This is a genomic window from Salmonella sp. SSDFZ54 (assembly GCF_004010735.1).
Classification (GTDB): Bacteria; Pseudomonadota; Gammaproteobacteria; order Enterobacterales; family Enterobacteriaceae; genus Salmonella; species Salmonella enterica.
Map to the genome: position 1 here is coordinate 3,361,335 of NZ_CP034819.1, position 21,547 is coordinate 3,382,881.

The following is a 21,547-nucleotide window of genomic DNA, read 5'->3' on the forward strand; positions in this document are numbered from 1 at the left end:
TAAAACGCCATTGTCTGGGATATCGCCTGGTAAGGCAAATATGCTGTCTATTGTCCCGCCCAGATTTCACAATGTTTTTGTACCAGACCTATCAGCGATCCGCCGTCGGCAATAAACTCCCGCATATATTGCGCTTCGTTACCGCCTTTTTTCACCTGCAGACGTAGCGCGTCAATGGCGCTGTCGGCGCCCAGCTTGCGCGCAGAGGGGGTAACGTTGTCCAGCAGACGCAGCGTATCATCTGCCAGGCGACGGCGGTCGCCGGTATAGGCATCGGTTAGCACGCCCTCCAGACCATAGCGGCAAGCCTGAAAACGGTTGAATTTATATAACAGATAGTCTTGTTCCTGCGGTTTAAAGGGACGCTCGGTCAGCAGCCAGTGCGCGGTCGCCTGAATCAACCCTGCCATATTGATGGCATGATCAAGGGTGAGCGGCGTATCCATCACCCGAACTTCTACCGTGCCAAAGGCCGGGCTGGGGCGGATATCCCAGTGCAAATCTTTGATGCTGTCGATCATCGTGGTGTAAGACAGACGGCGAAATAGTCCGGCAAACTCTTGCCAGTTACTGACCCACGGCATGGGACCGTTATCGGGAAAAGCGGAAAAAATATTCAGGCGCGCGCAGGCAAAACGGGTGTCAGATCCTTGCATATAGGGGGACGCGGCGGAGAGCGCAATAAAGTGCGGCACAAAATGCGACAGCCCGTGTAAAAGATAAATCGCATCGTCGCCATTCGCGCAGCCGACGTGGACATGCTGGCCGAAAACCGTCGCCTGTTGAATTAAGTAGCCGAAATTTTCCAGCGTACGTTGATAGCGCTCATTATCACAGACCTCCTGACGCTGCCATTTTTGAAAAGGGTGCGTACCGCCGCCGCAAATGCCGAGATGGTGTTCCGACGCCGCCTGTAAAATAACGTGCTGCATGGCAGAAAGTTGGGCCGCCGCCTGGTCAATATCGCGGCAGACGCCCGTGGCCATCTCCAGCATACTTTCGGTGATATCGTGCTTAATTTCTCCCGCAGTAAGTTGGGGCTTAACGGCGTCGATCAGCGTAGAAGAGTCCTGACTTAAATCGTAGCCAGGTGGATTGATCACCTGCATCTCCAGCTCAATACCAAGCGTATAAGGTTCAGAAACGTGAAAATCATTCAGCGCCATAGCGATCTCATTTATCGGGGTATTGCGCTAAGTATAGAAGCGGGAGCGCTCCTGTCGTGGGGAAAGCGCGTTATTGCAGAAACTAGAGTAATAACGCTATTGTCACGTTGAAACCATTCTGTATGGACGGTACGTTCAGCCATCGTGGCGGCAAAGGCTGGCAGCAGATATAACGAGATGTGCGTGGCGGTAAGCGAGGTAACTTTTGCGCTATCGAATCCCGGGAGCGTGACGCAGTCTGAAAAGGCTTTATAAACGCTCTCTTTGGCGGAGAAAGCCAGCGTCAGGGCAAGCGGAAAAGGGAGCGAGCTCGCCTGGAGAATTTGGCGCTCATCGCTATCAATAATGGACGGCGCCAGCTCTGTCGCCGTGTGCTGACTCATGATTTTTTCTATATCAATGCCGATACGCTGTCGGGATATCACGGCCAGCGCCGTTGACGCACAGTGGCTGATGCTGCCAAATAGGCCGTCCGGCCATAGCGGCTGTCGCTTCTCGCCAATACCGGGCACCGCCCTGACGCCCACCTCGCGTAGCGCATGAACGGCGGCGATGCGGCCTGCCAGATGTTCAGCTTTACGCTTGTGTCCGGCAGACCGGAGCCGATCGTGATGAGGCAGCCATAACAGGTCGTGTTCGTGAAAGCTGCTCGCATCAAAGTCGACGATATGCAGCCTGTGTCCGGCAAAGGGAAGGGGAAAATGAGATGTCAGCATCGTTTTTTGCTAATTCCCTCCCCGAATGAGGGAGGGAAGGTTGCCATCAGAAATGGGTATTAATGCTCATATACCACGTACGTCCCGGTTCGTTATAGGTGTACGCGCCAGCGCCCGCCATATAAGCGCCAGTTTGAGTATCCCTGACGGTTTGCGCGTTACCTTCACGCCACAGACGTTTGTCAAAGAGGTTATCCACGCCACCGGTCAGGCTGACATTTTTGGTCACGTCCCAGGTCGCGCTCAGGCCAACAATACTGTATGGGCTGACCGCTTGCTTATCTGTTCCGGTAACGGGGTTACCCTGATAATCATATTTCTTCGGCTCTTGTTTGCCGTACCAGGTGAAGGTCGATTGCAGAGAAACGTCCTGACGTACCTGCCAGCTCAGGGTTGAGTTAAGCGTGTACTGTGGAATAATCGACAGGCGTTCGCCGGTCTCTTTGTTTTTGCTCTGCAGCATATACGTAACGTTATTCGTCCAGTTGACGGTGTCGCTAACCGGTACGTTTAACGTGCCTTCCAGACCTTCAACGACCGCTTTCGGCACGTTCTCCCACTGATAAACATCCGTTTTGCCGTTGTTGATACGCTGCAACGGCACCGTACCCGCTTCAATCTTATTGCGGTAATCATTGCGGAACCAGGTGATGCCGGCCAGCCAGCCATCGCGTTTAAATTCCAGACCGATCTCTTTATTGATGCTGGTTTCGGCTTTCAGATCATCGTTACCCATCATATAGCAGCCGATGCCGGTACCCGCGCCAGTCGCGTAGCAACCCTGACCTTTACTGTACAAAATATAGTTTGGGTTAGTCTGGTACAGACTCGGGGCTTTATAAGCGCGGGCGATTCCCATTTTCAGGGTAAAGTCATCCCCCAGACCTTGCGACAGGTTCAGCGACGGGCTCCAGTTATCCCCCACAATACTGTGATGATCGAAACGTAGCCCCGGCGTCAGCATGGTGCTGTCGGTCAGTTCCATGTTGTTTTCAGCAAACAGAGAGAAAATTTCCGCTTTTGAATAGGGGCTACGATTGGTACTGCTGTAACCCGGGATATTTCCCCCCATAAAGGTTTGCGAGTTGGAGAGCTCGTCTTTCATACGCTGTTGGGCCCATTCGGTACCCAGCGTCAGGTTTTGATTGACCAGCAGATCGAAAGGAAGGCTCACTTCGCTGTGTAGGGTGACGTCATTCAAATCGGCATCGGCATATTTTTGCGATGCTTTGGGATCGAAAATTCCTTCGGTGCCGCCTGCCAGGCCTTCCGGCATCCGGGAGTTACGGGTATGTTCGTATTGCACCCAGTTACTGGTGGTTACGCCATTATTCCAGCCGCCGTTCCAGGTCAGAGAGTAGTTCTGCCGATAGAGGCGGTTCGTCTCTTTTCCGTAATTATCTTTCACCAGTTGGTTCGTATTGGTGTTCTGAGTATCGCCGGCATAGAGGTTGCCCTGGCGACTGTAACCGGCCTCCAGCTCCAGAGACTGAAGCGGAGCAAAATCCCAACGAACCACACCGTTGATATCTTTGTTAATGACCCCCTCGCGTCCTGCCGGTAGCGTGTCGGCGTAACTCCCGGTACGTTCAGACTGATGCCCCTGGTTAATATTACGCGCATCCGCCTGCGTTTTGTCGAGGTTGCCATACAGACGGAAGCTGAAATCCCCGCCCAGCGGGCCGTTCAGGCTAAAGTTAGTGCGTTTGGTCGCGCCTTCGTCTTTATGTTCCGGCGCGTTGAAATAGGTATTCCAGGAACCGTGCCACTCGCTACCGCCTTTTTTGGTAATGATATTGACCACGCCACCCGCCGCGCCGTTACCGTAGCGTGCGGCGGCAGGGCCACGCAGCACTTCAATGCGTTCGATCATCTCCGGCGGCACCCACGCGGTATCGCCGCGGGTATCGCGTTCGCCGCGCCAGCCCAGGCGCACCGAGTTACGGCTGGTGACGGGTTTACCGTCTATCAGGATGAGGGTGTTTTCCGGCCCCATGCCGCGAATATCGATTTGGCGGTTATTCCCGCGCTGACCGCTGGTGGAGTTGCCGGTCAGGTTTACGCCTGGCATGGTGCGGATGATTTCTGACACGTCGCGCGCGGGCGGATTTTTGCGGATCTCATCGGCGGTGATGGTGGATACGCCTGGCGCCTGTAGGTTTTGCTGGGCAGCGGTCACCACGATGGTGTCTTCATTGGTGAGCGCAGCGCTATCGGTTTTGTCTTCCGCCATCACGGGCAGAGCGGCCCCGTAAATCCCTAAATTGACCAGTAAGGTCAGGGAATGAATCTTCTTGTTCATTGTATATCCTGCTTTTCTTTAGCCACATAAGCCAAAGCGCCCGTCAAAGGCATTGGCCGGGTGGTGAAATTGTGTTCGCGCGTCCCATAGCGCGACAATACGCTATTGCAAATGCAAATAGTTATCAATAATATTATCAATATATTTCACCTTTTATATACAAAATTCATAATAAACACAGGGTTATAATGAAAGAGGCGCTGGCAACGGGAAGTGAGGCCTGGTGGAGGACGAAAACCGGGCCGGAATGGATACGGGAAAAAGACGGAAATTATCGGGTCACTTTTTGGTGGCGCGACCCGCAGGGAAACGAAACACACTCCCCGATACGGCGTGTCTGGGTCTACATCACTGGCGTAACCGATCATCATCAAAACGTGCAGCCTCAGACGATGGCGCGTATTGCCGGAACGGATGTCTGGCGCTGGAGTACGGCGCTTAGCGCTAACTGGCGCGGCAGCTACTGTTTTATTCCTACCGAACGCGATGACGTTTTTGCCGCTTTTGCGCCGGGCGAAACGCCCGATCGGAACGCGCTGCGTGAAGGCTGGCGACAGCTATTACCGCAGGCGATTGCCGACCCGCTTAATTCGCGAAGCTGGCGGGGAGGACGTGGTCATGCGGTTTCAGCGCTGGAAATGCCGGATGCGCCCCTTCAGCCGGGATGGGATCGTCCTGAAACGCCGTACTCGCCGCCTTTGATGATGCAGTGGCATAGCGAACGTCTGGGTAACTCCCGCCGCGTATGGATATTGACGACCGGAGACGAGGCGCCGGAGGAAAGACCGTTGGCTATTCTGCTGGACGGTCAATTCTGGGCAGAAAATATGCCCGTCTGGCCCGCGCTCGCCTCGCTGACTCATCAACGCCTGCTTCCTGGTGCCGTCTACCTGCTGATTGACGCGATTGATACTCAACACCGCAGCCAGGAGTTGCCCTGCAATGCCGACTTCTGGCTGGCGGTGCAGCAGGAACTGTTGCCGCAAGTCAGAGCCGTGACGCCTTTTAGCGATGATGCCGGGCGAACGGTGGTCGCCGGACAGAGTTTTGGCGGCCTGTCGGCGCTGTATGCCGGCCTGAACTGGCCGACGCGTTTTGGCTGTGTACTAAGCCAGTCAGGATCGTTCTGGTGGCCTCATTGCATCACCCCGCCGGAGGGGGAAGTCATTACCCGGCTGAAAACCGGCGCATTATGCGCGCGCGGACTGCGTATCGTACTGGAAGCCGGCGTGCGTGAGCCGATCGTGTTTCAGGCAAATCAGGCGCTTTATGCCCAACTGAACACCTCGCAGCAGTCCATTTTCTGGCGTCAGGTTGACGGCGGACACGATGCGCTTTGCTGGCGCGGCGGGCTAACGCAAGGGCTGATGCTGCTTTGGCAGCCGCTTATCGACACGCTTTAACCGGGCACATGTCCATGACAGGAGTTGAGTATGGAATTCAGTAATCCCTTCGATAATCCGCAGGGACAGTTTTACATCCTGCAAAATGCGCAGCGTCAATTCAGCCTTTGGCCAGCGGCATGTGCGCTTCCCGCAGGCTGGGACGTGGTATGCGAACCGCAATCGCAGGACGCGTGCCAGCAGTGGCTTAATACGCGCTGGACAACACTGAATCCGGCGCATTATGCCGATAAGCAGGAGGCGAAATGACGCAGCGTTTACCGTTAGTCGCCGCTCAGCCGGGGATCTGGATGGCGGAAAAACTCTCTGATTTACCCTCCGCCTGGAGCGTGGCGCACTACGTGGAACTGAACGGCGAGCTGGATGCCCCCTTGCTGGCAAAAGCGGTAGCGGTAGGGATGCAACAGGCGGATACGCTACGGATGCGTTTTACCGAAGAGAACGGCGAGGTCTGGCAATGGATAGATCCTGAGCACACCTTCGGCGAGCCCCCGATTGCCGATTTACGCGACCAGCCCGATCCGCATCACGCGGCGCTGGCGTTAATGCAGGCGGATTTACGGCAAAACCTGCGTGCAGATAGCGGTAAGCCGCTGGCGTTTCACCAGTTAATCCGCATTGATGATACCCGCTGGTATTGGTATCAGCGCTATCACCATTTGCTGGTGGATGGCTTTAGTTTCCCGGCGATAACCCGCCAGATTGCGGCGATTTATCGCGCCTGGCAGAGCGACGCCCCTACGCCGGAGTCGCCTTTTACCCCCTTTGCGGATGTGGTCGAGGAATATCAGCGCTATCGCCAGAGCGAGGCCTGGCAGCGTGACGGCGCCTTCTGGGCGCAGCAGCGCCGCGAGCTGCCGCCGCCGGCGTCAATTTCTGCCGCGCCGTTGCCGGGGCGGTCGGCGAGCGCGGATGTTCTGCGTATGAAATTGAGCGCGCCGGCGGGGGCGTTTCGCCAACTGGCGGCGCACATGCCTGAGATACCGCGAGCGGATCTTACCCTGGCGCTGGTGACGTTGTGGCTGGGACGATTATGCGGGCGAATGGATTATGCCGCTGGATTTATCTTTATGCGGCGGATGGGATCGGCGGCGTTAACGGCGACCGGGCCTGTCCTTAACGTGTTGCCGCTGGCGGTGAACCTTCATGCGACGGAAGATCTGCCAACACTGGCGAAGCGTCTTGCGGCGCAGTTAAAGAAGATGCGCCGCCACCAGCGTTACGACGCCGAACAGATTGTACGCGATAGCGGGCGAGCCGCAGGGGAGACGCCGCTATTTGGCCCGGTGCTCAATATAAAAGTATTTGATTATCATCTGGATCTTCCTGGCATACAGGCGCAAACCCATACCCTGGCGACGGGGCCGGTTAACGATCTTGAACTGGCGCTTTTTCCGGATGAAAACGGCGGTCTGGATATTGAATTGCTGGCGAATGCACAGCGTTACGATGGCGCCACGCTCTCCCGCCATGCCTTACGGTTGATGGCTCTTATCACGCAGTTTGCGGATAACCCGGCGCTGCGCTGCGGCGATGCGCAAATGCTGCTGGCGGAAGAACAAACGCAATTAACACACCTTAATAATACGGCGGTAACGATTCCCGCCGCCACGCTTAGCGATTTGGTGGCGCAGCAGGCGCAAAAAACGCCAGAGGCTTCCGCGTTGGCAGATGCGCATTATCACTTTACCTACCGTGAAATGCGCGAACAGGTTGTGGCGCTGGCATACGCGCTGCGGGAACGCGGCGTTCAGCCTGGCGATAGCGTGGCGGTGGCGTTGCCGCGGTCGGTTTTCCTGACCTTAGCTCTGCATGGCATTGTCGAGGCGGGTGCCGCCTGGCTGCCGCTGGATACCGGTTATCCTGACGATCGGCTGCGAATGATGCTGGAAGATGCGCAGCCGAAACTGTTAATTACGACTCAGGCGCAGCTGGCGCGTTTTCACGATATTCCGGGGATGGAATATTTGTGTTATAGCCAACCGCTACCGGTCAGTGACGCCACTCCGCTGGGGCTGTCGTTACCGCATCATACCGCTTACATCATTTTCACCTCTGGCTCGACGGGCAGGCCGAAAGGGGTGATGGTGGGACAAACGGCGATAGTTAACCGGCTGCTGTGGATGCAGGATCACTATCCGTTGACGGCGGATGATGTAGTAGCGCAAAAAACGCCGTGCAGTTTTGACGTCTCAGTATGGGAGTTTTTCTGGCCGTTTATCGCTGGGGCGAAACTGGTGATGGCCGAGCCGGAAGCGCACCGCGACCCGCTCGCGATGCAACGGTTCTTTGCGCAATACGGCGTCACGACCACTCATTTTGTGCCGTCGATGCTGGCGGCCTTTATTGCCTCGCTCACGCCAGCGTCGGCGGGGAAAAGCTGCGCTTCCTTAAAGCGCGTTTTCTGTAGCGGCGAGGCCCTGCCGACGGCGCTGTGCCGCGAATGGGAGACGTTAACCAACGCGCCGCTACACAATCTGTACGGGCCAACGGAGGCCGCGGTGGATGTGAGCTGGTATCCGGCCTGTGGCGATGAGCTGGCGGCTGTTGACGGCAACAGCATCCCGATTGGTTATCCCGTCTGGAATACCGGTTTACGTATTCTCGATGCGCATATGCAGCCGGTGCCGCCGGGCGTGGCTGGCGATCTCTATCTTACCGGTATCCAACTGGCGCAGGGTTATCTGGGGCGTCCGGATCTTACCGCCAGCCGTTTTATCGCCGATCCTTTTGCGCCAGGCGAACGGATGTACCGTACCGGAGATGTGGCGCGCTGGCTGGATTCCGGCGCGGTAGAATACCTGGGGCGCAGCGACGATCAGCTCAAAATTCGGGGCCAACGTATTGAACTGGGCGAGATTGACCGCGTCATGCAAACGCTGCCGGATGTTGAACAGGCGGTAGCACATGCCTGCGTCTTTAATCAGGCGGCGGCGACGGGCGGGGATGCCCGGCAACTGGTCGGCTATCTGGTGTCGCACTCCGGTTTGCCGCTGGATTTACCGGCGCTGCAGGAAAAATTACGTCAAAAACTTCCCGCGCATATGGTGCCGGTTGTGTTGTTGCAACTTGCCGGTTTGCCGCTTAGCGCTAATGGCAAGCTGGATCGTAAAGCCCTGCCGCTGCCGGACCTGACGCCGCGCGTGAAAGGGCGTGCGCCGCAGTCCGCAACGGAGATTGCTGTCGCCGCGGCGTTTTCCCGCCTGCTGGGCTGTGAGATTAACGACGTTGAAAGTGATTTCTTTGCGCTGGGCGGACATTCGCTGCTGGCGATGAAACTGGCCGCGCAGCTAAGTCAGACGTTTAACCGCCAGGTGACGCCGGGGCAGGTGATGGTGGCGTCTGACGTGGCGCAGTTAAGTAAGCTGCTCGATACTGACGATGACGAACGCTCGCGCAATCTGGGGTTCGGGCCGCTGTTGCCGCTGCGTGAAAGCGATGGTCCAACGTTATTTTGTTTCCATCCGGCGTCGGGGTTCGCCTGGCAATTTAGCGTATTATCACGCTATCTCAGCCCGTCGTGGTCGATTATGGGGATTCAGTCGCCGCGCCCCGCTGGCCCTATGCAAACCGCAACCACCCTTGATGAGGTATGTGAACATCATCTGGCGACATTGCTCGCCCGGCAGCCGCATGGCCCTTATTATTTATTAGGCTATTCGCTGGGCGGGACGCTGGCGCAAGGGATCGCCGCCCGGTTGCGCGCACGCGGCGAAACGGTGGCGTTTTTGGGGTTACTGGACACCTGGCCGCCGGAAACGCAAAACTGGCGAGAAAAAGAGGCGAATGGCCTCAATCCGGACGTATTGGCGGAAATTGAACGTGAACGCGCTGCGTTTGTCGCCGCGCAGCAGGGAAATGCCTCCGAAGCCTTATTTACCGCCATTGAAGGCAATTATGCGGATGCCGTCCGTTTGCTGACGACGGCGCATAGCGTACCGTTTGATGGACATGCTACGCTCTTTGTGGCGGATAAAACGGTGCCGGAAGGCGTATCGCCTGAACAGAGCTGGTCGCCGTGGATAGCGTCGTTGGCTATTTATCGCCAGCCGTGCGCGCATGTAGATATTATTTCTCCCTCCGCTTTTGAAACTATCGGGCCCATCATCAGCGAACTTATTAATAAATAACGGGCGTTGTTTCTGCCTTTAGCAAATTAAATCCTGAAACCCATAATAATTACTAATTATTATGGGTTTTTTATTGCAACTATTAATTCTTTTAACATAAGTGATACATGCTACAGGCAAGTTTAATTCCGAATATTTAGCTTTTCGGGCACTGGCGCGTAAAGATTGTTTCGGATAATTCTGACTTGCTGTTAGAATCTCTGACAGGAATGTGTTCTTTCATTGGATAAAGTTTTCAGGTCATACGGCATGCCATCTCTTAATGTAAAACAAGAAAAAAATCAGTCATTTGCAGGTTATTCACTGCCGCCCGCCAACAGTCATGAAATCGATTTGTTTAGCCTTATAGAGGTGTTATGGCAGGCGAAACGTCGTATTCTTGCTACCGTTTTCGCCTTTGCGTGCGTGGGGTTGCTTCTGTCCTTTCTGCTGCCGCAAAAATGGACCAGCCAGGCGATTGTCACACCGGCGGAGTCGGTACAGTGGCAGGGGCTGGAGAGAACGTTGACCGCGCTGCGCGTGTTGGATATGGAGGTAAGCGTTGATCGGGCCAGCGTATTTAATCTGTTTATTAAAAAGTTTAGCTCGCCCTCGCTGCTGGAAGAATATCTTCGTTCTTCTCCGTATGTCATGGATCAATTAAAAGGCGCGCAAATAGACGAGCAGGATCTTCACCGGGCGATTGTCCTGCTGAGCGAAAAAATGAAAGCGGTGGACAGCAATGCCGGCAAGAAAAATGAAACGTCGTTATTCACGTCGTGGACATTGAGTTTTACCGCGCCGACGCGGGAAGAAGCGCAAAAAGTGTTAGCTGGCTATATTAAGTACATCTCTGATATCGTCGTGAAAGAGACGCTGGAAAATATTCGTAACCAGCTGGAAATCAAAACCCGCTACGAGCAGGAAAAGCTGGCGATGGATCGGGTGCGTCTCAAAAACCAGCTTGATGCCAATATTCAACGTCTTCATTATTCGCTGGAAATCGCCAACGCCGCCGGCATTAAGAGACCGGTTTACAGCAATGGTCAGGCGGTAAAAGATGATCCGGATTTTTCTATTTCTCTCGGCGCGGATGGTATTTCCCGCAAACTGGAAATTGAAAAAGGGGTAACGGACGTGGCCGAGATCGACGGTGATTTGCGTAACCGTCAATACCATGTTGAACAACTGGCGGCAATGAATGTGAGCGACGTGAAGTTTACCCCGTTTAAATATCAACTGTCGCCGTCTCTGCCAGTGAAAAAAGATGGCCCGGGTAAAGCGGTCATTATTATCCTGGCGGCGTTGATTGGCGGTATGATGGCCTGCGGCGGCGTATTACTGCGTCACGCGATGGTCTCGCGTAAAATGGAAAACGCGCTGGCGATAGATGAACGGTTAGTCTGATTTACCCGAAAAGCCGGATAGCGATTATCCGGCTTTGTCATCTGTGTGGACGACTATCGCCGTCCCAGCGGTACCACCAGCGGCGTACCGGCAACCGGATCGTCGATAATCATACAGCGCAGCCCATAGATTTTTTCGATAAGCTCAGCGGTAACAATCTCTTTCGGCGCGCCCTGTGCGACAATGTTACCTTCGCGTAATGCAATCAAATGCGTGGCGTATCGGCAGGCCTGATTCAGGTCATGCAGGACGGCGGCGAGCGTATAGCCTTTTTCGCGGTTGAGATCGCTTAACAACTCCAGCAAATCAATTTGATGGCTAATATCCAGCCACGTTGTCGGCTCATCCAGCAGCATGATGGACGTTTCCTGCGCCAGCACCATGGCTATCCACGCCCGCTGACGTTGGCCGCCGGACAGAGTATCTACGCTTTGCGTCGCCAGTGAGGTGATACCTGTTGCACGCATGGCACTGGCGACGGCGTCGGCATCTTCCTTGCGCCAGCGGGTAAATAACGGCTGATGCGGATAACGCCCTCTGGCGACCAGTTCTTGTACGGTGATATCGCCCGGCGTAGTGGCGTTTTGCGCCAGCAATCCGATGCGCCGCGCCACCTCTTTACTGGCGTAACGCTGTATTTGTTCGCCATCCAGCCAGACATGGCCGTCAACAGGCGTCATCAGACGGCTTAGCGTGCGTAGCAACGTTGACTTGCCGCAGCCGTTAGGGCCGATGATGGCGGTAAAATGGCCGTCCGGAATCGAAACATTAAGGTTTTTTGCGACGGTATAGCTGCCATAACCCAGCGTTAACTGGTCGCCGCGCAAACGGGCTACGGATTCGGTCATTTTTTGCGGGACTCCTGAATTAACAAGACGATAAGGTAAATACCGCCGAGGCTGACGGTGACCACGCCCACTGGAAGCTGATAAGGCATAAACAGTTGCTGCGCGCACGCATCGGCGGCCAGTAGTAACAACGCGCCGCACAGCGCCGACTGGGTTAATCCCCAGCGCGCTGTGCCGCTAAGACGGCGGGCGATGTGCGGCGCGACAAGGGCAATAAACGAGATGGGGCCAGCCAGTGCCGTTGCCGCAGCGGTGAGCGACACCGCCACCAGCATCAGCATCAGGCGTGACCGCTCCACGCTAACACCCAGCGCGCAGGCGCTGTCATCGCCCATCTCCAGCAGCCGCATACGACGCACCAGTAGCGCGGCGACTGTCAGCATCACAATAATCAGCGGCGCCGAAGGCCAGGTTTTTGCCCATGTCAGACCGTTGAGCGACCCGGCGTTCCATAAGCCGGCGGTGAGCGCCGTTTCCAGCGACGCCTGCAACAGAAGCCAGGTATTAAAGGCGACTAACATCGCGCGGATGCCGATACCGATGATAATCAGCCGGAAAGTTTCAATCCCGTTACGCCAGGCGAGCAGCCAGACAATCAATGACGTGACGATACCGCCCGCCATTGCCGCCAGCGCGATCGCGGTAAGATGCTGGCCAAACAGGACCATTGCGACCAGTACGCCGCTCCAGGCGCCGGTATTAAAGCCCATTACATCAGGGCTGCCTAGCGGGTTACGCATCAGCGACTGAAAAATCGCGCCACTGACGCCAAGCGCAGCGCCAATCAGCAACGCCATTAATACGCGCGGTAGTCGCCATTCGGTTACGACAAGGGTGATGTTACGCGGCGCGTCGCCCAGCAGCGCGGCAATAATCTGCCCGATCTCAAGAGGCACGGCGCCGCTTTGCAGGCTCCATAAGCCAATGGCGAAGCAGCCAGCCGCCAGAATCAGGCAGCTTACGATAAGCCGACGAGAAAGAAACATCACAGGCCGCCTCCGTTCGATTTACGGCGTACCAGAAAGATAAGTACCGGCGCGCCGATAAACGCACTGACGACCGATACGCGGAGTTCGCCCGGCACCAACAGACGACCAATAATATCGGCAAAAAGCAGCAGAGCAGGGGTTGCCAGTAGCGTCACTGGCAGCGACCAGCGGTGGTCTGCGCCCACCAGCCAACGCGCCATATGCGGCATCATCAGACCAATAAAGGCGATAGGGCCGACCAGCGCCGTTGCGCTGCCGCACAAGACGGTAATCGCCAGTAAACCGATAAGTTGGGTGCGCGCCACTTTACTCCCCAGCGCCGTCGCAGTATCGCTGCCGAGGCTCAGGCTATTCAGCGCACGGCTCAGAAATAGCGCCACGATCCCAGCGATAACCACGGGCGCAAGCGCGACTTTCAACGTTTGCAGGCTGCGAATGTCCAGCGATCCCGCCTGCCAGAAGCGAAGCTGATCATAGACCTCTGGATTTAACAGCGCGATGCCGCTGGTCAGTCCTTCCAGTACCGCGCCAAGCGCCACGCCCGCCAGTGTCAGGCGGATCGGGCTTAACTGGCCGCCGCCCTGACTACCGGTGAAGGCGACAATCAGCGATGCGATAAGCGCGCCGCTAAATGCCATGAAAAGCTGCTCCAGCGGCGTGGAGAAACCAAACAGCGCCGCGCCCAGTACAATGGCGAAGCTGGCGCCGTTGTTAACGCCCAGAATCCCCGGATCGGCGAGCGGGTTGCGAGTAAGTGTTTGCATGAGCGCCCCGGCGAGACCCAATGCGCCGCCTGCCAGTAATCCGGCCAGCGTACGCGGCAAACGCGCATCCAGGACGATGGTGCAATCGGCGCTTTGGCACACGCCGGTGAACGCCTCCAGCACGACGGCGGCGGGCAGCGGTTTCGCGCCAATGACCAGGCTTAAAACCGCGGCGAGACTCAGTAATAACAACAATCCGGGCACGGCAAACGCGCGCGTCACGGAAAACGAGCATGACATAGTAACTTCCCTGATAATGATAGTAATTATCGTTATCTATCTTATTTGGTTATGTTAGCATGTGCAGCCATTGAATGGATATTTAAAAAAACTCGCATTAAGGCGTTGTAATGAATCGACAATCCTGGCTGCTCAATCTCAGCCTGTTGAAGACGCACCCTGCATTTCGCGCAGTATTTCTGGCCCGTTTTATCTCTATTGTCTCGCTGGGGCTGCTTGGCGTGGCGGTTCCGGTACAGATCCAAATGATGACGCACTCCACCTGGCAGGTGGGGCTGTCGGTAACGTTAACCGGCGGCGCCATGTTTATTGGCTTAATGGTGGGCGGTGTACTGGCCGATCGCTACGAACGTAAAAAGGTGATTCTGCTGGCGCGCGGTACTTGCGGTATTGGCTTTATTGGCCTGTGCGTGAACGCGCTGTTGCCGGAACCATCATTGCTGACGATATATCTCCTTGGCCTGTGGGACGGCTTTTTCGCGTCTCTGGGCGTGACCGCGTTACTGGCGGCGACGCCAGCGCTGGTCGGAAGAGAAAATCTGATGCAGGCTGGCGCGATTACCATGCTGACGGTACGTCTGGGATCGGTTATTTCCCCGATGTTGGGGGGCATATTGCTTGCCAGCGGCGGCGTAGCCTGGAACTATGGGCTGGCGGCCGCCGGGACGTTTATTACGCTATTGCCGTTACTGACGCTGCCGCGACTGCCTGTTCCTCCGCAGCCGCGGGAAAATCCATTTATCGCGTTACTGGCGGCATTTCGTTTTTTGCTCGCCAGTCCGCTTATCGGCGGTATTGCGCTGCTTGGCGGTCTGGTGACGATGGCAAGCGCGGTACGCGTCCTCTATCCGGCGCTGGCGATGAGCTGGCAGATGTCGGCGGCGCAAATCGGTTTGCTGTATGCGGCAATTCCGCTGGGGGCGGCCATTGGCGCGCTGACCAGCGGACAACTGGCGCATAGCGTTCGTCCGGGGCTCATTATGCTGGTTTCGACAGTCGGTTCTTTTCTGGCGGTGGGGCTGTTCGCCATCATGCCGGTCTGGATCGCAGGTGTTATCTGTCTGGCGCTGTTTGGCTGGCTTAGCGCCATCAGTTCGTTATTACAATACACCCTGCTGCAAACCCAGACGCCGGAAAATATGCTGGGGCGAATGAATGGCCTGTGGACCGCGCAAAACGTCACGGGAGACGCTATCGGCGCGGCGCTGTTAGGCGGTCTTGGCGCAATGATGACGCCGGTCGCGTCCGCGAGCGTGAGTGGATTCGGGCTGGTGATTATCGGTTTGCTGCTGCTGTTAGTGCTGGGCGAGCTACGTCGTTTTCGCCAGACGCCGCCGGTTAGCGATGCTGGCTGATGAAGGGGCGTTTATCCGACTGACAAAATCTGTCTGGTCAGTCGGATAAGACTCTGATAAGGCTAAAACAGGGCGGCCAGCCGGTTAAGCAACAATGTTGCGCTGTAATAATCCAGACGGAACGTCTCCGTACCCAGGGCATAGACGCGCTTATTTTGCACCGCTGGCAGGTGCGCCAGCAGCGGATTGGCGTAAAGGGCCGCGACATCTTTGTTGTCGCCGGCAAACAGGAAAAGAGATTCGCCGTTTAACCCGGCGGCCAGATTTTCACCGCCAAGCTGAATAATATCGTGGCGCTTACCCTGGCTTTTGCTGGTTTGCAGCCCTCGGGGCAATGTCGCCAGCGTAAAGCCTAACTGCGTCAATAGCTTGCCTTGTGCTGATTCTGGCGTCCACAGATTGGCGCTATGCGCGGCAGGGGTATACACCAGCGCGCTAACCGGCTGCGGCGGCAGGGCGATTCGCTGTTTAACCGTCGTCAGTTGTGCCTCAAATTCCGCTATTCGCGCGGCGGCCTGTTTCTCCTGACCGGTGATCTCGCCAAGCTGCGTGAGCAAACTCTGCCAGCTTTTATCGTCATAATTGATGACGAGCGTCGGCGCGATAGCGGAGAGCTGATCGTAAAGCGCCAGCGCGGAGTCGCCGCCGGTGGCGCTAATCAAAATGAGATCCGGCATTTGCGCGGCGACCGTTTCGGCATTCGGTTCGCCGATGTACAGCCGGGCGACATGGCGAGCCTTTGCTACGTCGCTCCACTGGCGCATAAACCCTTGATCGTCGGCAAAGCGGTTATTCGGCGTAGTGGCTCCGCTGGCGACGACGGGCGCATCAATCGCCAGCAGCGAGCCTGTCAACGTCACGCTGGTAGAGACGATACGCGCGGGTTTGTGGTCCAGAGTATGAACGCCGCGGCTGTCCTGAATTTGCCGGGGCCAACCGGCGTCCTGGGCTAAGGATATTCCTGAAATTGATAAACCAACCACTAAAAGCAGCCAACGATAAAAGGCGGGGAGTCTCACAATAGCGTCCTGTTATTAATAAAGTTAATGCTTCTCATTTTCATGTCAGCGGCAGCGAGATGCAAGCCTTAGTGCCATTTAAGTCATGACCAGAGTTGACAGAGCGACGTTTTACTCTTAGGTTAGCGCACTAAAAATAGAAATAATAATCATTATTATACACAAAATCATTCAAGAAGCATCGCGACGGCAAGGGAAGAATCCCCGCGGGCATAGATAACTGTGTGACCGGGGTTTCTGAGCGCAGCCAACAAAGAGGCAGCTTGAAAGATGAAGTGTATATAAGCCTTTATCATTGGAGGATGATATGGATATGTCACTGGCCGGGGACGCTCAGGAGACAATGGCAACGCTTGCTCCCGATCGCTTTTTCTTCATGTCGCCGTATCGCAGTTTTACCACTTCCGGGTGCTTCGCCCGTTATACCGAGCCTGCGGTTGCCGGCGATTCGCCGGATAGCCCTTTCCAGCAGAAATTGCGCCAGCAGTTTGCCGAGGCCAAATCGCAGGGCATCGCCAACCCTATCCTGGTGGGGGCGATCCCCTTTGATACCCGTCAGCCGTCGTCGCTATTTATCCCGATGGCGTGGCAGTCCTTTTCCCGCCAGCAAAAGCAGCGCACGGCGCGTTATTTTACTGACCATCAGCCGCTGACGGTGACGGCGCGAAAGGCGATTCCGGAGCAGGATGCTTTTGAAGCGATGGTCGCACGCGCGGCTATGCTGACCGCCACGCCAGACGTCGATAAAGTGGTGCTTTCCCGGCTGATAGATATCACCACTGATGTGGCGGTGGATAGCGGAGCATTGCTGGAGCGGCTGGTTGCGCAGAATCCAGTTAGTTACAACTTCCATGTGCCACTGGCGGATGGCGGCGTTCTGCTGGGCGCCAGCCCCGAATTGCTGCTACGCAAAGAGGGCGAGCGGTTTAGTTCGCTGCCGTTAGCAGGCTCGGCACGCCGACAGCCGGATGACGTTCTGGATCGCGAGGCGGGAAACCGACTGCTGGCTTCACAAAAAGATCGCCATGAACATGAGCTGGTGACGCAGGCGATGAAGCAGATCCTGCGCGATCGCAGCACGGAACTGCAATTACCTTCCTCTCCGCAGTTGATCACCACGCCGACGCTATGGCATCTCGGTACGCCGTTTGAGGGCAAGGCCAACGCCGGAGAAAACGCGCTGACGCTGGCCTGTCTGCTGCATCCAACGCCTGCGTTAAGCGGTTTCCCCCATCAGGTCGCGAAAAAGCTGATTGCTGAACTGGAACCGTTCGATCGTGAACTGTTTGGCGGCATTGTCGGCTGGTGCGACGCCGAAGGAAACGGCGAGTGGGTAGTAACGATTCGTTGCGCGAAATTGCACGGTAATCAGGTGCGCCTGTTCGCCGGCGCCGGGATTGTCCCTGCCTCTTCGCCAGTCGGCGAGTGGCGGGAAACTGGCGTCAAACTCTCTACGATGTTGAACGTTTTTGGACTGCATTAAGGAACGATGATGCGTATACCTTTCACCCGTTGGCCGGATGAATTTGCCCGCCGTTATCGTGAAAAAGGCTACTGGCAAGACGTGCCGTTGACCGATATTCTGACCCGCCACGCTGACAGCGACAAGGCAGCGGTCATTGAAGGCGAGCGCGCATTCAGCTATCGCCAGCTCAACCAGGCCGCGGATAATCTGGCCTGCAGTTTACGCCGTCAGGGCATCAAACCTGGCGAAACCGCTCTGGTGCAACTTGGGAATGTACCGGAACTGTATATCACCTTTTTCGCCCTGTTGAAGCTTGGCGTAGCGCCCGTTCTGGCGCTGTTTAGCCATCAACGTACCGAACTTAACGCCTATGCGATGCAGATCGCGCCGACGCTGGTGATTGCCGATCGCCAACATATGCTGTTCGCCGGGGAGGACTTTCTCAACACGTTTGTGGCTGAACACCGCTCTGTGCGGGTGGTGTTATTGCGCAACGACGACGGCGATCACAGCCTGGACGCGGCGATGCGGCAGGCGGCGGAAGATTTCACCGCCACGCCATCACCTGCTGACGAAGTGGCCTACTTTCAGCTTTCCGGCGGTACTACCGGCACGCCAAAGCTTATTCCCCGTACCCATAACGACTATTACTACAGCGTGCGTCGCAGCAATGAGATTTGCGGTTTCAACGAGGAGACGCGTTTTCTGTGCGCGATTCCCGCCGCGCATAACTACGCCATGAGTTCGCCGGGCGCGCTGGGCGTCTTTCTTGCCAAAGGAACGGTAGTGCTGACGACCGATCCCAGCGCCACGCTCTGTTTCCCGCTGATCGAAAAACACCAGATTAATGCCACGGCGCTGGTGCCTCCCGCGGTCAGTCTATGGCTACAGGCTATCCAGGAGTGGGGCGGCAATGCGCCGCTGGCGTCATTAAGGTTATTGCAGGTCGGCGGCGCGCGGCTTTCTGCGACGCTGGCCGCCCGTATTCCGGCTGAAATTGGCTGTCAGTTGCAGCAGGTCTTCGGCATGGCGGAAGGGTTAGTGAACTATACCCGGCTGGACGATAGTCCGGAACGGATTATCAATACCCAGGGAAGACCCATGTGTCCGGACGACGAAGTGTGGGTGGCGGATGCTGACGGGAATCCACTGCCGCCGGGTGAGATTGGTCGTCTGATGACGCGCGGCCCCTATACTTTTCGCGGCTATTTCAACAGTCCGCAACACAATGCCAGCGCCTTTGACGCCAACGGTTTTTACTGCTCCGGCGATCTGATCTCCATTGATCAAGACGGCTACATCACCGTTCACGGGCGTGAAAAAGATCAGATCAATCGGGGCGGCGAGAAGATAGCCGCCGAAGAGATAGAAAACCTGTTACTGCGCCACCCGGCGGTGATCCATGCGGCGCTGGTCAGCATGGAGGATGAGCTGCTGGGAGAAAAAAGTTGCGCATATCTGGTGGTAAAAGAGCCGCTGCGAGCGGTACAGGTACGCCGTTTCCTGCGAGAGCAGGGCGTGGCGGAATTTAAATTACCGGATCGCGTGGAGTGCGTTGCGTCACTGCCGCTGACGCCGGTTGGTAAAGTCGATAAAAAACAATTACGCCAGCGGTTGGCGTCACGTTCACCGCTCTGAAGGAGAAAGAGAGATGGCAATCCCGAAACTACAGTCTTACGCGCTGCCCACCGCACTGGATATCCCGACCAACAAAGTGAACTGGGCATTTGAGCCGGAGCGCGCTGCGCTGCTCATCCACGATATGCAGGATTACTTTGTCAGCTTTTGGGGCCGCAACTGCCCAATGATGGACCAGGTAATTGCCAATATCGCCGCTCTGCGCCAGTACTGTAAGGAACATCATATCCCGGTCTATTACACCGCTCAGCCGAAAGAGCAAAGCGATGAAGATCGCGCGTTACTCAATGATATGTGGGGGCCGGGACTGACGCGCTCTCCGGAACAGCAGAAGGTGGTAGAAGCCTTAACGCCGGATGAGGCGGATACGGTGCTGGTGAAGTGGCGTTATAGCGCGTTTCACCGCTCGCCGCTGGAACAGATGTTAAAAGATACCGGACGTAATCAGCTCATCATTACCGGCGTGTATGCGCATATTGGCTGTATGACCACCGCTACCGATGCGTTTATGCGCGACATTAAGCCGTTTATGGTGGCGGATGCGCTGGCGGATTTCAGCCGGGAAGAGCATCTCATGGCGCTGAACTATGTGGCGGGGCGTTCCGGTCGCGTCGTCATGACCGAGTCGCTGCTGCCGACGCCGGTTCCTGCCAGTAAAGCGGCGCTGCGGGCGTTGATTCTGCCGTTGCTGGATGAGACCGACGAGCCGCTGGACGATGAAAACCTGATTGATTATGGCCTGGATTCAGTACGCATGATGGGGCTGGCGGCGCGCTGGCGTAAAGTACACGGCGATATCGACTTCGTGATGCTGGCGAAAAACCCGACCATTGACGCCTGGTGGGCGCTGCTTTCTCGCGGGGTAGAGTAATGCCCTGTATTGATTTTTCAGACAAAACGGTATGGGTGACCGGGGCGGGGAAAGGGATCGGTTACGCGACGGCGCTGGCGTTTGTTGACGCCGGGGCGCGGGTGATCGGCTTCGATCGCGAATTTACGCAAGAGAATTATCCCTTTGCTACCGAAGTCATGGATGTGGCGGATGCCGTACAGGTTGCGCAGGTGTGCCAGCGTGTGTTGCAAAAAACGCCGCGGCTGGATGTGCTGGTCAACGCCGCCGGTATTTTGCGTATGGGAGCGACCGATGCGCTTAGCGTCGACGACTGGCAGCAGACATTTGCGGTCAATGTGGGCGGGGCATTTAACCTGTTTTCGCAGACGATGGCGCAGTTTCGCCGTCAGCAGGGAGGGGCGATTGTCACCGTAGCCTCAGATGCGGCGCATACGCCACGTATCGGTATGAGCGCCTACGGCGCCTCTAAAGCGGCGCTGAAAAACCTGGCGCTAACCGTAGGGCTGGAGCTGGCGGGCTGCGGGGTGCGCTGTAATGTGGTGTCGCCTGGTTCGACCGACACCGATATGCAGCGCACGTTATGGGTGAGTGAAGATGCCGAACAGCAGCGTATTCGCGGTTTCGGCGAACAGTTTAAGCTCGGCATACCGCTCGGTAAAATCGCCCGTCCGCAGGAGATAGCCAATACCATTTTGTTTCTTGCCTCCGATCTGGCCAGCCACATTACCTTGCAGGATATCGTGGTGGACGGCGGTTCAACATTGGGAGCCTGACGATGATCTGGAAACGGCATTTAACTCTGGATGAATTGAACGCTACCAGTCAGAACACTCTGGTGGCGCATCTGGGCATTGTTTACACCCGTCTGGGCGATGACGTGCTGGAGGCGGAAATGCCCGTCGATGCCCGCACTCATCAACCGTTTGGTCTGCTACACGGCGGCGCATCGGCAGCGCTGGCGGAGACGTTGGGATCAATGGCGGGTTATCTGATGACCCGCGACGGGCAGTGCGTGGTCGGGACCGAGTTAAACGCCACTCACCACCGCGCCGTCTCGCAGGGGAAAGTACGTGGCGTTTGCCTGCCGCTGCATCTGGGGCGGCAGAATCAAAGCTGGGAAATTACGCTCTTTGACGAGCAGGGGAGGCGCTGCTGCACCTGTCGCCTGGGAACGGCGGTAATGGGATAGTTCTGGCAAAGTAAAATGCAATTGCAGCATTAACGAAGAAAGGAAGTGATCTGGTTAACACTGTAATGTAAAAAATGGGTAACG

17 protein-coding genes are annotated in these 21,547 nt (G+C 56.4%); 10 read left to right on the forward strand and 7 right to left on the reverse strand.

Annotated features, from left to right (window positions below):
• Positions 1-47 precede the first annotated feature (47 nt).
• From EOS97_RS16590 to EOS97_RS16600, 3 genes are read right to left on the reverse strand one after another with little or no spacing between them, the layout of a single operon-like run.
• Positions 48-1,166, reverse strand: coding sequence for a YbdK family carboxylate-amine ligase (locus tag EOS97_RS16590; protein WP_001196908.1), 1,119 nt, complete (start codon positions 1,164-1,166; stop codon positions 48-50).
• A gap of 11 nt (positions 1,167-1,177) precedes the next feature.
• Positions 1,178-1,882, reverse strand: a complete 705-nt coding sequence (gene entD / locus EOS97_RS16595) for an enterobactin synthase subunit EntD (RefSeq protein WP_000958056.1) — start codon at positions 1,880-1,882, stop codon at positions 1,178-1,180.
• Between the two features lie 46 nt (positions 1,883-1,928).
• Positions 1,929-4,184, reverse strand: a complete 2,256-nt coding sequence (locus tag EOS97_RS16600) for a TonB-dependent siderophore receptor (protein WP_001034952.1) — start codon at positions 4,182-4,184, stop codon at positions 1,929-1,931.
• 188 nt (positions 4,185-4,372) lie between these two features.
• On the opposite strand from EOS97_RS16600, the gene fes reads away from it, so the two are divergent.
• The 4 genes from fes to wzz(fepE) all read left to right on the forward strand — a co-directional run bounded on the left by fes (position 4,373) and on the right by wzz(fepE) (position 11,103).
• Complete coding sequence (gene fes / locus EOS97_RS16605) at positions 4,373-5,587, forward strand: enterochelin esterase (RefSeq protein ID WP_000656607.1); 1,215 nt, start codon at positions 4,373-4,375, stop codon at positions 5,585-5,587.
• A gap of 30 nt (positions 5,588-5,617) precedes the next feature.
• Positions 5,618-5,836: an MbtH family protein gene (locus EOS97_RS16610; RefSeq protein WP_000396006.1), complete on the forward strand. Its 219-nt coding sequence runs from the start codon at positions 5,618-5,620 to the stop codon at positions 5,834-5,836.
• The gene (entF, locus tag EOS97_RS16615) at positions 5,833-9,717 is read left to right on the forward strand and encodes an enterobactin non-ribosomal peptide synthetase EntF (RefSeq protein WP_000194147.1); all 3,885 of its coding nucleotides are present in this window, start codon (positions 5,833-5,835) and stop codon (positions 9,715-9,717) included. The genes EOS97_RS16610 and entF overlap by 4 nt, the downstream gene beginning before the upstream one ends.
• A gap of 249 nt (positions 9,718-9,966) precedes the next feature.
• Positions 9,967-11,103 (forward strand): LPS O-antigen length regulator Wzz(fepE), encoded by a 1,137-nt coding sequence (gene wzz(fepE), locus EOS97_RS16620; RefSeq protein WP_001139578.1) that lies wholly within the window; start codon positions 9,967-9,969, stop codon positions 11,101-11,103.
• A gap of 53 nt (positions 11,104-11,156) precedes the next feature.
• Here wzz(fepE) and fepC read toward each other — a convergent pair whose 3' ends face one another.
• The 3 genes from fepC to fepD are packed head-to-tail and all read right to left on the reverse strand — an operon-like array spanning position 11,157 to position 13,944.
• A complete protein-coding gene (gene fepC / locus EOS97_RS16625) occupies positions 11,157-11,951 on the reverse strand; it encodes an iron-enterobactin ABC transporter ATP-binding protein (protein WP_000140622.1) in 795 nt (264 codons plus the stop codon).
• Positions 11,948-12,937 (reverse strand): iron-enterobactin ABC transporter permease, encoded by a 990-nt coding sequence (gene fepG / locus EOS97_RS16630; protein WP_127836215.1) that lies wholly within the window; start codon positions 12,935-12,937, stop codon positions 11,948-11,950. Before fepG ends, fepC begins: the two co-directional genes overlap by 4 nt.
• On the reverse strand, positions 12,937-13,944 hold the full coding sequence (fepD, locus tag EOS97_RS16635) for a Fe(3+)-siderophore ABC transporter permease (RefSeq protein WP_001277876.1): 1,008 nt from the start codon (positions 13,942-13,944) through the stop codon (positions 12,937-12,939). The genes fepG and fepD overlap by 1 nt, the downstream gene beginning before the upstream one ends.
• A 110-nt stretch (positions 13,945-14,054) precedes the next feature.
• On the opposite strand from fepD, the gene entS reads away from it, so the two are divergent.
• Positions 14,055-15,299 carry an enterobactin transporter EntS gene (gene entS / locus EOS97_RS16640; RefSeq protein WP_001081667.1) on the forward strand — a complete coding sequence of 415 codons (1,245 nt, stop codon included), beginning with the start codon at positions 14,055-14,057 and terminating at the stop codon, positions 15,297-15,299.
• A 62-nt stretch (positions 15,300-15,361) separates the two neighbouring features.
• Here the strand turns inward: entS and fepB are convergent, their stop codons facing one another.
• On the reverse strand, positions 15,362-16,318 hold the full coding sequence (gene fepB, locus EOS97_RS16645; RefSeq protein WP_001238992.1) for a Fe2+-enterobactin ABC transporter substrate-binding protein: 957 nt from the start codon (positions 16,316-16,318) through the stop codon (positions 15,362-15,364).
• 307 nt (positions 16,319-16,625) lie between these two features.
• Between fepB and entC the strand changes: the two genes are divergently transcribed.
• Genes entC through entH form a run of 5 tightly spaced genes read left to right on the forward strand, consistent with a single transcriptional unit; the run spans position 16,626 to position 21,463 of the window.
• Positions 16,626-17,801 carry an isochorismate synthase EntC gene (gene entC / locus EOS97_RS16650; protein WP_000367609.1) on the forward strand — a complete coding sequence of 392 codons (1,176 nt, stop codon included), beginning with the start codon at positions 16,626-16,628 and terminating at the stop codon, positions 17,799-17,801.
• A 9-nt stretch (positions 17,802-17,810) separates the two neighbouring features.
• Entirely contained in the window at positions 17,811-19,421 is a 1,611-nt protein-coding gene (gene entE, locus EOS97_RS16655; protein WP_001222441.1) for a (2,3-dihydroxybenzoyl)adenylate synthase EntE, read from the forward strand.
• 13 nt (positions 19,422-19,434) lie between these two features.
• Entirely contained in the window at positions 19,435-20,292 is an 858-nt protein-coding gene (locus tag EOS97_RS16660; protein ID WP_001007166.1) for an isochorismatase, read from the forward strand.
• Entirely contained in the window at positions 20,292-21,047 is a 756-nt protein-coding gene (gene entA / locus EOS97_RS16665; RefSeq protein WP_001112173.1) for a 2,3-dihydro-2,3-dihydroxybenzoate dehydrogenase EntA, read from the forward strand. Before EOS97_RS16660 ends, entA begins: the two co-directional genes overlap by 1 nt.
• A gap of 2 nt (positions 21,048-21,049) precedes the next feature.
• Entirely contained in the window at positions 21,050-21,463 is a 414-nt protein-coding gene (entH, locus tag EOS97_RS16670; RefSeq protein WP_000637966.1) for a proofreading thioesterase EntH, read from the forward strand.
• The last annotated feature ends 84 nt before the right edge of the window (positions 21,464-21,547 follow it).

Excerpts from the sequence above, each read along its gene's own strand:
- EOS97_RS16610 (WP_000396006.1), top strand. The coding sequence starts at position 5,618 with ATGGAATTCAGTAATCCCTTCGATAATCCGCAGGGACAGTTTTACATC.
- entD (WP_000958056.1), bottom strand. The coding sequence starts at position 1,882 with ATGCTGACATCTCATTTTCCCCTTCCCTTTGCCGGACACAGGCTGCAT.
- entH (WP_000637966.1), top strand. The coding sequence starts at position 21,050 with ATGATCTGGAAACGGCATTTAACTCTGGATGAATTGAACGCTACCAGT.
- fes (WP_000656607.1), top strand. The coding sequence starts at position 4,373 with ATGAAAGAGGCGCTGGCAACGGGAAGTGAGGCCTGGTGGAGGACGAAA.
- entE (WP_001222441.1), top strand. The coding sequence starts at position 17,811 with ATGCGTATACCTTTCACCCGTTGGCCGGATGAATTTGCCCGCCGTTAT.
- EOS97_RS16590 (WP_001196908.1), bottom strand. The coding sequence starts at position 1,166 with ATGGCGCTGAATGATTTTCACGTTTCTGAACCTTATACGCTTGGTATT.
- entC (WP_000367609.1), top strand. The coding sequence starts at position 16,626 with ATGGATATGTCACTGGCCGGGGACGCTCAGGAGACAATGGCAACGCTT.
- fepC (WP_000140622.1), bottom strand. The coding sequence starts at position 11,951 with ATGACCGAATCCGTAGCCCGTTTGCGCGGCGACCAGTTAACGCTGGGT.
- entS (WP_001081667.1), top strand. The coding sequence starts at position 14,055 with ATGAATCGACAATCCTGGCTGCTCAATCTCAGCCTGTTGAAGACGCAC.
- entF (WP_000194147.1), top strand. The coding sequence starts at position 5,833 with ATGACGCAGCGTTTACCGTTAGTCGCCGCTCAGCCGGGGATCTGGATG.
- fepD (WP_001277876.1), bottom strand. The coding sequence starts at position 13,944 with ATGTCATGCTCGTTTTCCGTGACGCGCGCGTTTGCCGTGCCCGGATTG.
- entA (WP_001112173.1), top strand. The coding sequence starts at position 20,292 with ATGCCCTGTATTGATTTTTCAGACAAAACGGTATGGGTGACCGGGGCG.
- EOS97_RS16660 (WP_001007166.1), top strand. The coding sequence starts at position 19,435 with ATGGCAATCCCGAAACTACAGTCTTACGCGCTGCCCACCGCACTGGAT.
- fepG (WP_127836215.1), bottom strand. The coding sequence starts at position 12,937 with ATGTTTCTTTCTCGTCGGCTTATCGTAAGCTGCCTGATTCTGGCGGCT.
- EOS97_RS16600 (WP_001034952.1), bottom strand. The coding sequence starts at position 4,184 with ATGAACAAGAAGATTCATTCCCTGACCTTACTGGTCAATTTAGGGATT.